At 47.2% G+C, this 14,105-nt stretch carries 12 protein-coding genes and 1 pseudogene; 12 read left to right on the top strand and 1 reads right to left on the bottom strand.

The annotated features are described in order from the left end of the window. The first annotated feature begins 4 nt into the window (after positions 1-4). Both OLX77_RS01370 and OLX77_RS01365 read left to right on the top strand, forming a co-directional pair. On the top strand, positions 5-463 hold the full coding sequence (locus tag OLX77_RS01370) for a chemotaxis protein CheX (RefSeq protein WP_307631789.1): 459 nt from the start codon (positions 5-7) through the stop codon (positions 461-463). 63 nt (positions 464-526) lie between these two features. Then, positions 527-1,558 carry a protein-glutamate methylesterase/protein-glutamine glutaminase gene (locus OLX77_RS01365; protein WP_307631788.1) on the top strand — a complete coding sequence of 344 codons (1,032 nt, stop codon included), beginning with the start codon at positions 527-529 and terminating at the stop codon, positions 1,556-1,558. Here the strand turns inward: OLX77_RS01365 and OLX77_RS13220 are convergent. Beyond that, the gene (locus tag OLX77_RS13220) at positions 1,542-1,772 is read right to left on the bottom strand and encodes an MGMT family protein (RefSeq protein ID WP_371877479.1); all 231 of its coding nucleotides are present in this window, start codon (positions 1,770-1,772) and stop codon (positions 1,542-1,544) included. The genes OLX77_RS01365 and OLX77_RS13220 overlap by 17 nt on opposite strands. Positions 1,773-2,601: 829 nt before the next feature. Here OLX77_RS13220 and OLX77_RS01360 point away from each other — a divergent pair. The 10 genes and pseudogenes from OLX77_RS01360 (at position 2,602) to OLX77_RS01310 (ending at position 14,102) form a co-directional block, all read left to right on the top strand. Continuing rightward, complete coding sequence (locus tag OLX77_RS01360) at positions 2,602-3,591, top strand: D-alanyl-D-alanine carboxypeptidase family protein (RefSeq protein ID WP_307631787.1); 990 nt, start codon at positions 2,602-2,604, stop codon at positions 3,589-3,591. Between the two features lie 79 nt (positions 3,592-3,670). Next, on the top strand, positions 3,671-4,375 hold the full coding sequence (locus tag OLX77_RS01355) for a 5-formyltetrahydrofolate cyclo-ligase (protein WP_307631786.1): 705 nt from the start codon (positions 3,671-3,673) through the stop codon (positions 4,373-4,375). Between the two features lie 279 nt (positions 4,376-4,654). After that, positions 4,655-5,424, top strand: a pseudogene (gene tatC / locus OLX77_RS01345) (twin-arginine translocase subunit TatC). A gap of 442 nt (positions 5,425-5,866) precedes the next feature. Beyond that, positions 5,867-6,679: a cephalosporin hydroxylase family protein gene (locus tag OLX77_RS01340; RefSeq protein WP_307631783.1), complete on the top strand. Its 813-nt coding sequence runs from the start codon at positions 5,867-5,869 to the stop codon at positions 6,677-6,679. Between the two features lie 3 nt (positions 6,680-6,682). Next, positions 6,683-7,525: an NAD-dependent epimerase/dehydratase family protein gene (locus OLX77_RS01335; RefSeq protein WP_307631782.1), complete on the top strand. Its 843-nt coding sequence runs from the start codon at positions 6,683-6,685 to the stop codon at positions 7,523-7,525. Further along, positions 7,526-8,554, top strand: coding sequence for a radical SAM/SPASM domain-containing protein (locus OLX77_RS01330; RefSeq protein WP_307631781.1), 1,029 nt, complete (start codon positions 7,526-7,528; stop codon positions 8,552-8,554). Further along, positions 8,547-9,848, top strand: a complete 1,302-nt coding sequence (locus OLX77_RS01325; protein WP_307631780.1) for a glycosyltransferase family 4 protein — start codon at positions 8,547-8,549, stop codon at positions 9,846-9,848. Before OLX77_RS01330 ends, OLX77_RS01325 begins: the two co-directional genes overlap by 8 nt. Next, complete coding sequence (locus OLX77_RS01320; RefSeq protein WP_307631779.1) at positions 9,845-11,071, top strand: class I SAM-dependent methyltransferase; 1,227 nt, start codon at positions 9,845-9,847, stop codon at positions 11,069-11,071. Before OLX77_RS01325 ends, OLX77_RS01320 begins: the two co-directional genes overlap by 4 nt. Before the next feature lie 314 nt (positions 11,072-11,385). After that, positions 11,386-12,336, top strand: coding sequence for a class I SAM-dependent methyltransferase (locus OLX77_RS01315; protein ID WP_307631778.1), 951 nt, complete (start codon positions 11,386-11,388; stop codon positions 12,334-12,336). An 89-nt stretch (positions 12,337-12,425) separates the two neighbouring features. Beyond that, entirely contained in the window at positions 12,426-14,102 is a 1,677-nt protein-coding gene (locus tag OLX77_RS01310) for a B12-binding domain-containing radical SAM protein (protein ID WP_307631777.1), read from the top strand. The last annotated feature ends 3 nt before the right edge of the window (positions 14,103-14,105 follow it).

The raw sequence follows: 14,105 nt of genomic DNA, 5'->3' as shown, positions 1-14,105 counted from the left end.
AGGCATGGATCAGGATTTGCGGCGGATCATATTTAAAACTTTTTCAGAGGTCTTTGAGACCATGTTTTTCACCTTCCTGGAGCCGCTTGAAGAGGTGCCGGGAAAGGAAGACCTTGGCCATGGCCGGTTTATTGAGGCCACAATCAGCTATAGCGGTGGTTGCAATGGGAGCTTTTTGTTTTATTTTCCCTGGGAGCTTGGCAAGAACATCACGGTGAATTTCCTCGGGGTTGACGAGGATGGCGTGCAGGAAGGGCAGGTCAAGGATACGGCGGCGGAAACGGCGAACATGGCCATCGGCAGCTTGCTGGGTGAGTTGGACCCTGGCGGTAAGGCCGCGCTGGCTATCCCGCAAGCCCGGGTGCTGGCCGAATTTTCCCCGGAAATCCTGCTCGGCGAGACCGGCCTGTATATGTTTAACACCGAATTCGGGGTTCTCTGGGTTGTCGGCACACATGCCTAGAATAGACAGATACATGAAAAAGAGCGTTGTTTTTTTGAGTGACCAAAAAGACAAGACGAAACTATGAAAAAAATACGCGTATTGGTCGTAGATGATTCCGCTGTGGTCCGCAAGGTTTTCAGCGAAGAATTGTCCTATGAAAAGGACATTGAGGTCGTGGCAACGGCACCGGATCCCTATGTGGCGAGGGATAAAATCGTTGCTCTCAAACCCGATGTGGTGACGCTTGATGTGGAAATGCCACGGATGGACGGCATTACCTTTCTGAAAAAACTGATGCGTTATTTTCCGCTTCCGGTCATCATCGTCAGTTCCCTGACCAAGGCGGGCGGCGCCCTGGCCATGGAGGCCATGGACAGTGGGGCTATCGATGTTATCTGTAAGCCGGGCGAGGCCTATTCAGTTGGTGATATGAGCGCCCAGCTTGCAGAAAAAATCCGGGCCGCCGCGCACGTGAACATGGCGCAACGGGCCTTGCACCTTGCCGCGGTTCGTCCAGCCAACGCGCCAAAGCTTTCGCTGACCAAGACGACCAACAAATTGATCGCCATCGGTGCCTCCACCGGCGGCACCGAAGCCTTGAAGGATGTTCTTATGCAGTTCCCACCCAATACGCCGGGGATCATGATTGTTCAGCATATGCCCGCCAATTTTACCACCAGTTTTGCCGAGAGGCTGAACAGCCTCTGTCAGATTCGGGTAAAAGAGGCGCAGGATGGGGATTCCGTGGTGCCAGGGACTGCTTTGCTTGCCCCGGGGAACTTTCATATGGTCCTGCGGCGGAGCGGCGCCCGGTATTATGTGAATATCAAAAGCGGGCCCTTGGTCTGTTACCAACGCCCGGCGGTGGATGTTTTGTTCAATTCGGTGGCCGCCTATGGCGGGGCCAACGCAGTGGGGGTTATCCTCACCGGCATGGGCAAGGATGGCGCCCAGGGCATGCTGAAGATGAAAGAGGCCGGGGCGCAGACAATTGCCCAGGATGAAAAAACCTGCGTTGTTTTCGGGATGCCCAAGGAGGCCATTGCTGCCGGCGGCGTGGACAAGGTTGTGCCGCTGCTTGATATCCCCGGTGAAGTTATGAAGATGCTGTAGGGCTTGTGTGAGAAAAGCTCGGTCTTGATCCCCCCTTTATGTTCGCAGTATGGTCTTCTGCTCCAGGAGGAGCACCCTCTTCTTTATGGTTTCCCCTCCGGCAAACCCTCCCAGTCCGGAAGTCCCTACCACCCCGATGGCATGGCACGATAAGGGCTAGGGGATTGGCGTTGCAAGCCTGTCCCACTACCCGGGCAGCCCCAGGGGGGTCCAGTTCTTTGGCCTATTCTCCGTAGGTTGTTGTTTCCCCCTAGGGATTTCAGCAATACGCATCCCAGATGCGTCGCTGGAAGGTGGTAGCCTGTTCGACAAATGGCGATTTGCTCTTGGACGGAAGGTGCTGGCGCCCCTCGAAAAATTTTCCAAGAAGATTGGCAAAATAATGGTGTTGGGTGCTGTTGTCTGCCCTGCATTTCGGGCCGAGATTTTTTCTGAGCCACTGTTTTGCCGGGTCATGTCTTTCCTCAGAGAAGTTGAAGCTGCGGCATGGGCTCGATGGAGATGAGGTTACCGATCTCCCGGTGGATTTTTGCGGAGTTTTTTTTATTGAAAAGGCGGTAACGCCCGATAATAAATGTAAAAAGAGCGTTGAGCTGCTGGTTTATGAGTTTTTTTGGGTTATGTTCCGCGTCTATCTGGTATGGTGCATTGTACTTTCCGGAGGGTGCTCATGCTCTTTTGATTGATTGTAAAAACAATAAATCAATGAGATGGGGTAATAACCTCAAAAAAAACTTGATTTTGCTGGTGTGTATAAATTATAGCTAAATATAGATGTAGTGTTTTGAAATAATAGAGCTTTTTCTGAAATAACTTTTTTGCCGGAATGTGGATAGATTATGGCTTCTTTTTCTTACCGATTATTTCTCTCTCTTGTCGTGTTTGTTTTCCTGCTGGCTTCTCCGGCAGGTGCGCAAAAAAATGTAGAAAATGTCAAGAAAGGAAAGACGGTCTCTTTGCGCACATCGCACAAGGTTGCGCCGGCGAAGGCGCGTGCAAAGAAAAAACAGAAAAAAACCGCTCGCGTAGCAGCGCGTCCTTCCATGCAAGAGTTGAAACGGCAGGTGAAGGGATACACGCAAGAACTGGAGCAGCGTAAGCAGGTACAGGTTCCGCACAAGCAGGAATTGGTGCGTCAAGTGGCTGAACCGCAGAACTCCGCCGGTGAGGGTTCCACGGAGTTACAAGGCAAACTTACCTGTCGGAGCGCGTTTGTCATGGATGCCAAAACCGGCAAGGTTTTGTATGACCGCAGTGCAGACCGTCCCGGGCAGCCGGCCAGTACCATTAAAGTTCTCACCGGACTCATTGCCGTTGAAAGTCTGGACAACCAAGAGATGGTGCGTACCAGCGCCTATGCCGCAAACATGCCGGCGTCCAAGGTGTATCTGAAAAAGGGCGCTTCCTATCAGGCCACTGATTTGATTAACGCCGTCTTGCTTGCTTCGGCAAATGATGCCAGTGTGGCGTTGGCGGAAAAGGTTGCCGGTTCCGAGCAGGCCTTTGCCCAATTGATGACCAAAAAGGCCGAGGCCCTTGGCGCGCAGAATACTATCTGTAAAAGTGCCAATGGTCTTACCCGTCCCGGACAGCAGACCACAGCCCGTGATTTGGCCACGGTATTCAACCGGGCCATGCGCAACCCCGAGTTTGCCGAGCGCATGTCCACCGTCAAGGTGCACACCAGCGACGGTAAGGTGTTGCGGAGCCATAACAAGGCGTTGTGGACTGTGGATGGCGCGGTCGGGGGGAAAACCGGCTATACCGTGGCTGCCGGGAAAACCTATGTCGGTAAATTTCAGCGGGACGGTCAGGCGATTATCGTTTCCTTGCTTGGCAGCGCCTCCATGTGGGATGATATCGCCACCCTGGTTGAGCACGGTTTTGCCAAGCAGGAAATGGCCTCCCTTGATCACGAGAATGCTCCCGCTGGGACGCGGGTGTCGCTGATCAAGCAGAAGGATCAGGGCAAAGAACGTGTTGATTACGCCATGTTGACCCTGACCGGGCAAAAGAAAAAAATAAAAATGTAACAACGACTCCCAGAACAGAACCAAGGCCGACAGGAATCCACCTGTCGGCTTTTTTTGTTCCAGGCAAGAGTGTGGAATTATGATGAGCAAAGAAGAAGTGCGGGCGGATTTTCTGGATGCTCCGGAGGGGAAATCCTCCGGTAAAGTTGCGGAGTTGGTCCGGCGTCTTGAGAAATATCGGGAGGCGAAGAGGGTTTTTGTTGGACCCACGGCGCGATTGCAGCAGGTCCGGATCAACGCCTTGATCGATGGCAAGGAGCTGTTGGTCCCGGCCCCTGGCTTGAAGGAGGGGTTTTACCTCCTGGCCCCCTATGCGATACCCTTTAAGGACCTGGTCTATGCCGTGGGCTATAATGGTCTTGTCCAGTATGGCCGCAAGGTTGCAGTGGAGGAACTTTGCCGGCAGCCCGTCGGCCTGCTGCTCACCGATTGTCTGGCCGTGGATCCGGCTGGATATTTTGTCGGCGAGGGCAAGGGGTTTTTCGACCTTGCGGTTGCCATCCTCGCGGAACTGCGTGCACTCGCCCCCGGAGCCGAGGCGTATGCCTTGGGGGAGCCGGCGCAGATGCTTGCGCAGGAAATCGAGCATGGGGCTTGGGATATCCGCCTCAACGGCTTTGTCACTGCCGAGGGGGTTGCTTTGCAGAATGCAGACAGCCAGGCGGAGCGGAAGATTTTGTGGGACATCCTGCCGCCGAAACGGATCCGCAAGATAACCCCGCTGTGGAAATTGAGCATGCAGATCAAGGATGCTTTGAGCGCCGCAGCAAAGGACCCGGAGTGATATCCTCCGGATGGTGGCACTCCGCCCTGTGGGCTCTCTGCAAATCGGCCTAAGCCGGCAGGCAAGGGCCTGATTTTTCTCGGCCCTCTTTCTTGACCGTGTGGGGGAGAAGGGGTAGTATGCCTGGGTTTGTCTTCTCTTGATCCGGGGACTCAATACGTCATGCTCGAAGGCTTTCGTCGGGCATCCATTCCCTTGGATTCCCGCCTTCGCGGGAATGACGATTTACATTTTTAAACACCGAAGCGATAAATAACGAAACGGGTTTGGGGGCAGGGTATGGATGATTTTCAAAAGCAGGCGCTCACCGAACATCTCACCGAGTTGCGCAAGTGCCTGATCTATTCGCTGCTCGCCACGGTGGCGGGTTTTGCCCTGTCTTACTCTTACAGCAAAGAGCTTGGCCAGTTGCTGTTCAAGCCCCTCTGCGATGTGATGCCTGCAGGCTCCAGCCTGATCTTCACCTCGTACCAGGAAGGGTTTTTTTTTATCTGAAGCTTTCCCTGGTTTCGGGTCTTCTTCTTGCCAGCCCGGTGATCTTTTATCAACTCTGGCGCTTCGTTGCCCCTGGCTTGTATCAGCATGAAAAGCGGGTGATGCTGCCCTTCACCGTCCTCTCCTCCCTCTTCTTCTTTGGCGGGGCGGCCTTCGGCTATTTCGTCGTCTTTCCTCCGGCCTTCAAGTTTCTCCTTGGTTACTCCAACGATTTTCTCAGCCCCATGCCCACGGTCAAGGAATACTTTTCCCTCTGCCTGCGTCTGCTCATCGCCTTTGGCGTGATCTTCGAGCTGCCCATCTTCATGGTGCTCCTTGCCAAAATGGGCATAGTGAGCGCCGCTTTTCTGAATAAGCACCGGAAGTACGCCATCCTGCTTTCCTTTGTCATCGCCGCCATCCTCACCCCCACCCCGGACGTGATCAACCAGTGCCTCATGGCATTTCCCCTCATTGTGCTTTATGAGGTGAGTATTGTTGCCGTTTGGTTGTTGGGGAGAAAGAGGTTGGCTGGGTTTGATGAAACCGAAAAAGTTGGGGATGCGGCAGAGTAATTGCTGGTGTGTTAATCGGCCCTGACGAATTTATTGGCCGATCAGCAAGGCAGTGGGCCATCTGTCCGTCTGTCTAAGACGATATCGAGCGAATAGCACTTTAGGTGTTCATTTTGGGCCACGTTGCCCTTGTTTGCAGCCAAAGGGTATTTTATCTCGACAGCCTGCATGTTTTACTGATGTTGTATCAAGTATTTTTATACAATACCGACATGTATAACTATATTCTGAAAAACTTGCCCTGGACAATTGCAAAAGTATATTAAGTGGGGAATCTGCTTCTTTTTGATGTGTTCGATGGGGCAAAATATGGAGTAGAAAATGCTAAAAAAAATGAGGTGTAGTTACTCTGCGGCATGCAAAGCTAATGTGCCGCGTTGACGTTGATGTTGGCAAATGCACAATGTTTTCGCGTTATTAATTCAAGGACTGAGGTGCCAGCATGAACTCTGGTGTTGCATTCGAAGATCAAGTCAAAACTAATCTGGCCAATCTCTCAAAAGATAGTGCCTTGGCAGGACTTTCTAACATATGGATCCGCGAAGCCCTCAGGTACAACTATTCACATAATTTTTCTTGGCTGGGTAGGCCTATCATTCAAATACCTCAGGATGTCTATGCCCTGCAGGAGATTATATGGGAAGTAAAGCCTGATCTGATTATCGAAACAGGCATTGCGCATGGCGGCTCTTTGATTATGAGCGCTTCCATGCTCGCTCTTCTTGATTACTGCGAGGCTATAGAACAGGGATGTGCTTGCCGTCCTAGTGAGTCGAAGAGGCGGGTGCTGGGCATCGACATCGATATTCGGAGCCATAACCGTACAGCGATTGAGGGACACCCGCTTGCACATCTGGTTAAGATGATAGAAGGCTCTTCAGTTGATCCGAAAGTGGTGGGTCAAGTCCTTGCTGAGGCTGGGTCGCACAAGAAAATAGTTGTCTGTCTGGACTCCAATCATACTCATGACCATGTGCTTGCAGAACTTCAAGCATATGCACCGCTTACATCCTCGGGAAGTTATTGTATCGTTTGGGATACTGGCGTTGAAGATTTGCCAGATGGATTTTGCAGTAATCGCCCATGGGGTAAGGGTAACAACCCCAAGACAGCCGTTTGGGAATATCTGCGTCAATTGGAGGCCAATGTGCATATTGCTGCAGATGGTTTGCCGTTGAAATTTGAAATTGACAAAATGATAGAGAGTAAAGTGATGATTACTGCCGCGCCGGATGGATTTTTAAGGAGAATGTAAGCCGTGAAAGTAGCGCTTACTGGGGCAAGCGGGTTTGTTGGCCGTTATGTGTTGGCAGAGCTTTCCCGTATGCAAATAAAAATTGTTGCTGTTACACGTGACGCAAGAAAGTTGTTGTTCTTGCCTCCATGTGTACATGTCGTTGAAAGGGATATTTCTTTGCCATGGCAAAACTGTTTTGCACAAATGGGATATCCGGATGTGTTGATACACCTTGCTTGGGACGGCCTGCCAAACTACAGAGCACTTCATCACTTCGATACGGAACTACCTCGACAGTATCGGTTCCTTGAAAACCTCGTTAATGCTGGATTGTCATCTGTATTTGTGGCCGGCACATGTCTGGAATACGGGATGCAGTCGGGACCACTTTCAGAAGATATTAGGCCGTGTCCCACTAATCCATATGGTTATGCCAAGGATGCTTTGCGGCAACAGTTGGAATTTTTAAAAACAATCAAGAACTTCAACTTGGTTTGGGCGCGTCTTTTCTACATGTATGGAGAAGGTCAGTCTGGTAACTCGCTTTACTCAATGCTAAAAGAGGCAATATTGCGCGGAGATAATAGCTTTAATATGTCCGGCGGAGAGCAGTTGCGGGATTATTTGCCTGTTGCTGAAGTGGCGCGAGAGATTGTCCGGTTTGCATTGTCCGGTCTCGATGTAGGGACTGTTAATATTTGTTCTGGAAAGCCCATCTCAATAAGAAGGCTTGTAGAGCAGTGGCTCGTGGATAATAATTGGGAAATTACACTGAACCTTGGCTATTATCCATATCCAGATTATGAGCCGATGGCTTTTTGGGGCGATATTGCAAAAAATGCAGGAATTTTTAAGGGGAAATAAATGAAAGCTAAGATTAAGCCCCGAATAGATCTGGAAAATAGGACAAAATTGGAAACAGTTATCCCTTTACGTGTCCCTTTTATTGTTAATGTAGACCCTTCAGATGCATGTAATTTTCAATGTAAATTCTGCCCAACCGGCGACAGAAATCTCATGGGGAAAACACGTGGGCGAATTCACGGGGTAATGGATTATGGACTTTATAAGAAAATAATTGATGATCTTTGTGAATTTGACACTCCAATTAAAGTACTTAGGTTGTACAAAGATGGCGAGCCGTTAGTGAATCCAAGGTTCGCGAAAATGGTCAATTACGCAAAAGAGAAAAAATGTTCAGAGCGGATCGATACGACCACAAATGCTTCGCTTCTCAATAAAAAGTTAAACCTGGAAATTATTGATGCTGGTTTGGACAGGATTAACATTTCAATTGAAGGTATTAATTCTGAGCAGTATTTGAATTTTTCGAAATATAAAATAGATTTCGAAAAATTGGTGGAGAATGTTCGGCATTTTTATGAAAATAAAAAACAATGCGAAATGATCGTGAAAATCAATGGTGACACCTTGTCACAAGGTGATAAAGATAAATTTTATGAAATTTTTGGGGATATTGCCGACGGTGTCTATATCGAACATATCATGTCATGCTGGCCAGGATTCAAGCTCAATGGTGTCGATATTAATCAGGAGGTTGGTATCTATGGCCAAGAAATCAATGAAGTTCAGGTCTGTCCGTATGTGTTCTACTCATTTTCGGTAAATTCTGATGGCACAGCGAGCACCTGTTTTTTGGACTGGTCCAGAAAGTTGATCATTGGCGACACTAAAGTGGAGTCCGTCACGGACATATGGAATGGTTCCAGAATGTTTGAATATCAAAAGATGTTTTTATCGAAGAAGCGTAAGGAGCATGCGGTCTGTGGTCAATGTGGGCAGCTTTCCCATGGTCTGCCGGATAACATAGATCCATTTGCGCAAGATTTATTTGTAAAGCTAGTTGCATCTCATGGCGGACCTTATGATTAAGGTGCTACATCTCACTGCTCATCTCGGCGGAGGGGTTGGTAAAGCACTGAGTGGGCTTGTTTGCCAGTCTTTACTCTCGGGGGCTGATGTCAAGCACACCATCGTTACTTTTGAGCAGCAAGAGAAAAACCAGTTTGTTGAGTTGGTCAGGGACAGGGGCGCGGAGGTATTTGTCTCCCCCCTTCCAGAACTCTTAGGCGAGTTGGTTGAGGCTTCTGATATTGTCCAACTGGAGTGGTGGAACCATCCGGCAACAATAAAAGTGTTATGTGCTCAATCGTTCCCCCCCATGCGACTTATTGCCTGGAGCCATGTTTCAGGGTTATTTAATCCAATAATTCCGCGTGGTTTACTGCTTGCTGCCCATCAATTCTTGTTTACTTCCGCATGTTCGTATGAGGCTAAGGAGGTTTTAAGTCTGCCTGGGGAAGTAGTTGGGAAAATGCGAGTTGTTTCTAGCAGCGGTGGTTTTGATGGATTGCCATTGCCCGAATCCAAGGACTACGAAACACTTGTTGCCGGTTATATTGGGAGTTTGAATTTTGCAAAATTACATCCACGTTATGTGGATTTCCTGTCCGCAGTCAGTATTCCAGGCTTTAAAGTAAGTCTTATTGGTGATGTGAAAAATAAAGAGGTCCTTGAGGGGGAGTGCGGAAAGGCGGGTCGGCCAGGAATGCTTGAATTTCGTGGGTATACGAACGATGTTGTCTCCGAATTAGCCCCTGTCAACGTCCTAGTTTATTTGCTTAATCCTGAGCACTATGGCACTACCGAAAATGCTCTTCTGGAAGCAATGGCCATGGGAATTGTTCCGGTAGTGCTTAACAATCCGGCGGAACGATTTATTGTAAAAGATCGTGAAACGGGTTTCCTCGTAAATTCTCCTGAGGAGTTCGGCGAGGTTGTAGAATGGTTATATGATAACCCAAACGAAATGAAAAGGATTGGGAGGAGAGCTGCAGAGTCGGTGAGAACGCGGTTTGCTGTTGAAGTGCTAGAAGCCTCGCTTAATAATCATTATGGCAGCTTAGTGTCATCTCGGATAAAGCAATATATTTGTTTTAAAGACATTTTTGGCGAAGATCCGTTTGAGTGGTTTATTTCTTGCCAGGGAAATAAAGCAATATTCAATGCTGATGTTGACTTGGAAATAGCTATCTCGGCATTCTCAAGGTATGGGTTAATTGAAAAAACGAAAGGATCAGTTTTTCATTTTCAGCGGTATTTTCCAGAAAATTCAAAACTTAATTGTTGGGCTAATAGATTAAACCAGATAAAGGGGAAAAAATGAGCCACGGGAATTGGTTGTCATGTCCGATTTGTAATTCGACTGACAATAAACTGATTCTATCTTTAAACTGCGGGAATATTGACAGCTCCACCCTTTATTCAACGATACGGCTTGAGGCATGTATCCGTTGCGGCCATGTTTATAATGATTTATCCCCGGATGAAATTTTGGGTTTGGCAAACTATTATAATAGTGAATATGCGCCCGCAAACCTGAGCTCAGTAATCACAGAAGGGGATCGTCCCGGTAGTGCGGATGTGCTGACTGTCGGACGCTACGATCATTTGTTCCAGATGCTTTCCTCGCACCTATCTTTTAGTGACAAAATCCTTGACGTGGGTTGTGCTCTTGGCGGTTTTTTGAGCTACCTCAGTCGCAAAAGTTTTGTGGACCTTTTTGGGGTAGACTCAACGGTGACATACACACATCGGGCTCAGGAGGAAAATCTGTTCACGATTAAACACGGTAACGCTGAAAATCTCCCTTTTGCGGATAATATGTTTGATGTCGTTGTTGTAGAGCAAGTGTTAGAGCATCTAGTAAGTCCCGCCAAGGCATTGCGTGAAGCTTTCAGGGTTCTTAAAAAAGGCGGTATCTTCTGTGTCGGTGTTCCGGATGCTTCCAGGTATGCTGGATACTATTTTTTCGATTTTTATTGGTTGTTGTTGCGTGAACACATACAGCATTTTGATATCGGGAATTTGACTTGTCTCGCTGCACGAGAGGGTTTTGAGTTGCTAGAATATGTCCAGAATGACCATGCCATAATGAGTTCTAAAATGGTCATGCCGAATCTCTGCGCCTTGTTCCGCAAGAGCGGGTCTTTTCCTGTGGAAGAAGGCAGGGGAACAGCTGTAATAGCATTACAAGAAAAAATAGAAAAATATGTGAAGCAAGATCTGTCGCGTCTTGAGGGAAAACAGCGTATTTTAAAGATGTTGGCTGCAGATAAGCGGCCAGTGTATGTATGGGGGATAGGCCGGGAGTTTCTCTATTTATACGAAGCAGCCGGTCTTAAGAAGTGTAATATCGTTGGCCTGATAGACATGAACCCTTGCCGGCAGAATAGCGCTGTTGATGGCATTGTCATCGCTTCACAGGATCAGATCTGCAATGCCGATCTCAATGCCATCGTTTTGATTGCTGCGGTAGCTCATGTGGATTCGATTAAAGCATCTCTTGAGCAGCTAGGTTTTTCGGGCGAGATATTGATTTTAGAATAATATGAATTGCTTCATGCACGTTAGTAGTTCTTTGGGAATCCGATACCCGGTCTCGATGCCAATGGGGGCAAGATATGATATCCAGCAGGTTGTGCCCAATTTGTTCCAGTGACAAGCACGAGACTCTATTCCAGAACACAATACATAGCTTTGATGGATCCACGTTCAATGTTGACATAAGGGTTGTCTGTTGCGGCAATTGTGGTTTTGTTTATAACGACATAGGCAACACCAGCATTGACAGGTTCTACCAGAATGAAACGTTTTACTCGGGGGAATCAGGTTTTGGTATCGGTGGATCGACACCGGCGGACTTGAACCGTTATGAGAAATATGTTGAGATTTTCGATTCAAATTCAATATCGAAAGAAGCAGCAATTGCTGATGTGGGGTGTGCCAAAGGAGGGTTTTTGGCATTTTTAAAGCAACGTGGATTTTCTAGCCTACAAGGCGTTGAAATTGACCCCAAGTGCGCTGAGTACGCTCGCACTCACTATGAACTGGATGTTGCAACAGGTACAGTTGACAATTTGCCGTTCACTGATGGCTCAAGGGATATCCTGATATACAATCATGTCCTTGAGCACCTGTACGATCCATTACGTGCCCTTGCTGAAGCAAACCGCGTGTTAGCCGAGGACGGTATTGTTTTCGTTGAGGTACCAAATGCTGGTCGGTACGAAGATGGTCGTATATTTGATTTCTATTGGTTCTGCATGCGTGAGCATATAAACCACTTTGATTTGTCACATCTGACAATGTTGATGGAAGCCGCAGGCTTTGAAAGGATATATGAGTGCCAATCTCTTATGCCATACAATTCTACGGCGAACTACCCGTCGCTATGTGTCTTGTTCTGCAAATCAAAAAATGTCGCGTCAGGGTATGGGGCGGATACTTTAGGACTCAGTAATAGTGTGCGCCGGTACATTGACGCTGAAGAGGATTTTCTTGAAATCCATCGCGACCAAGTGTCTAAATTGGCAGCGAGTGGTCGACCTGTCTATGTCTGGGGCATTGGGATTGAATTTTTTTCATTGTATTCTCTTGCCGGATTACGAGATTGCAACTTGCGTTATCTTGTCGATAAAAACCCGGCTAAACAACTTAAGACCGTTGGTGGCCTAAGCATAATATCGCCTGAGTGCCTATCTTCTGCTCCGCTAGACTCAGTTGTTGTAATTGCATCCGTATTCAATAAAGATGACATGGTAAATAATCTGGTAAGCATGTCATATCCCATAGGTTTCATAACTTTTTGTTGATATATTGACTGCTAATTTATTGTTTATATGTAAAGTAAACATGGAAATATATATTCCTATTATATTTTAGGCAGGTGAAGATGTCAAATATGAAAGAAATTAAAAACATACTACTTGTAAACGGTTTCAGCTCGCCCACTAAAATAATAAATGAGTTGTTGGTAAACCAGGGTAGCGATAGCAATATTTATCTTTCATATCCATTGGGCATCATGACGCTAGGCGCTTGGTGCCGACAAAAGTTTCCAGGTTTCAGAATTCAGATCGTTGATGCTTCAATGGATCTACATAAACACATATCCGATCCCAACAAAGAACCAATCGAACTTAATAAGTTTATAGAAATTATGCTTGGGAATGTGGACTTTATCCCAGATTTTATCGGCATATCGTTCAGTTTCTCGAATGGACATAAATCTTGCTTGCAGCTTAGTAATATATGCAAAGATAAATGGCCCACCAGCAAGATCATTGCAGGAGGGGTTCACGCGACAACTTTCACTCGCGGACTCATCACTGATCCAAGTATCGACTTTGTCGTCAGGGGGCCAGGCGACCTTTCTTTTTTGATTTTGCTTGAATGCCTGATGGAAGGCAAAAATCCTGCCCAAATTCCGGGCGTCGTAACTGGGATTGATAATGTTGCAAGCATGGCCCCCACTCTCACCAATCTAGACACAATTCCCCCATATCCGTATGATCTGATAGACATGGAATACCTTGTTGTTAACGAGTCCACTGCGCCGACCTACGAAGAAGGTACACGTACCGGCATGATATTCATGTCCCGAGGTTGTCCTTTCGGCTGTTCGTTCTGTTCCGCAGACAAGGTTCACGGAAGGAAGGTTTCTTTTTTTAGTGTCGACAGGATAGTTGCAGAGATCGAGTATTTGATCACTACCTTTCAAGTTAATACGATCAGTATTCTGGACGATCTATTCGGCGCCGATAAACAATATTTCCGAGATTTTTTTTCGAAGATTGAGGAGCGGAACCTGTCTTTTAGGCTTGTTGTTCCGGGGGGGCTTTCAATCGCGGTCTTCGACGAGAAAATGATTGATATCCTGATTGCGCATGGTCTAACGGCAGTTTATTTCCCAATTGAGTCTGGCTCCAAGCATGTTCAAGACAAAATAATTAAGAAACGAGTGGATCTTGATAAGGCAGTTCGTTTGGTCAGCTATTCGAAGCAGAAGGGATTGTTTACCGGTATAAATATCATACTAGGCTTTCCTGGTGAAACCAAGGAGATGATGCATGAAACATACAAATTCATTAGCGATCTCTCGGTCGACTGGATTGCGTTTTTTGCTGCCTATCCTTATCCGGAAACGGAAATGACTAACATCCTGTTAAGCAGAGGAACCTTAACACAGGACGATTTAGTTAATATCTGGGATAGTTCTACGCAGGGATTCAAGAAAAGACCATTTGATACGGAGGAAATTTCTGGGCAGGATCTGTCAGATCTCATATATGACATGAATATTAAACTGAATTTTTTCCTAAACTACAATCTCAGGATGAAGAATTATGCGCATGTCATACCGAAGCTGAATAAGCTGATAGACCGATATCCATTTCATGTAATTGCGTTGGCTTGTCGTTCAAAATGTTTTCACGAACTCGGTCGGTACGAAGACGCTCTTGACGATGTTGCAGAGATAAAGGGGCTTGTTCTTGAAAATCGCGAGTCAGCCAGACTGTTCGAACGATACAGAGAATCTATACTTGAGACTATAGGTAGTTATGAGTTAGCTTTATAAATC

Origin of the sequence: Thiovibrio frasassiensis, from assembly GCF_029607905.1 — a bacterium.
GTDB classification, from domain to species: domain Bacteria; phylum Desulfobacterota; class Desulfobulbia; order Desulfobulbales; family Desulfurivibrionaceae; genus Thiovibrio; species Thiovibrio frasassiensis.
The sequence above is the reverse complement of the archived record's forward strand: the minus strand, read 5'-3'. Positions and strand labels throughout refer to the sequence as shown.

Bases quoted from the DNA above. Each gene is read 5' to 3' on its own strand.
- OLX77_RS01370 (WP_307631789.1), top strand. From the start codon at position 5: ATGGATCAGGATTTGCGGCGGATCATATTTAAAACTTTTTCAGAGGTC.
- OLX77_RS01365 (WP_307631788.1), top strand. From the start codon at position 527: ATGAAAAAAATACGCGTATTGGTCGTAGATGATTCCGCTGTGGTCCGC.
- OLX77_RS01360 (WP_307631787.1), top strand. From the start codon at position 2,602: ATGCAAGAGTTGAAACGGCAGGTGAAGGGATACACGCAAGAACTGGAG.
- OLX77_RS01355 (WP_307631786.1), top strand. From the start codon at position 3,671: ATGATGAGCAAAGAAGAAGTGCGGGCGGATTTTCTGGATGCTCCGGAG.
- OLX77_RS01340 (WP_307631783.1), top strand. From the start codon at position 5,867: ATGAACTCTGGTGTTGCATTCGAAGATCAAGTCAAAACTAATCTGGCC.
- OLX77_RS01330 (WP_307631781.1), top strand. From the start codon at position 7,526: ATGAAAGCTAAGATTAAGCCCCGAATAGATCTGGAAAATAGGACAAAA.
- OLX77_RS01325 (WP_307631780.1), top strand. From the start codon at position 8,547: ATGATTAAGGTGCTACATCTCACTGCTCATCTCGGCGGAGGGGTTGGT.
- OLX77_RS01320 (WP_307631779.1), top strand. From the start codon at position 9,845: ATGAGCCACGGGAATTGGTTGTCATGTCCGATTTGTAATTCGACTGAC.
- OLX77_RS01310 (WP_307631777.1), top strand. From the start codon at position 12,426: ATGAAAGAAATTAAAAACATACTACTTGTAAACGGTTTCAGCTCGCCC.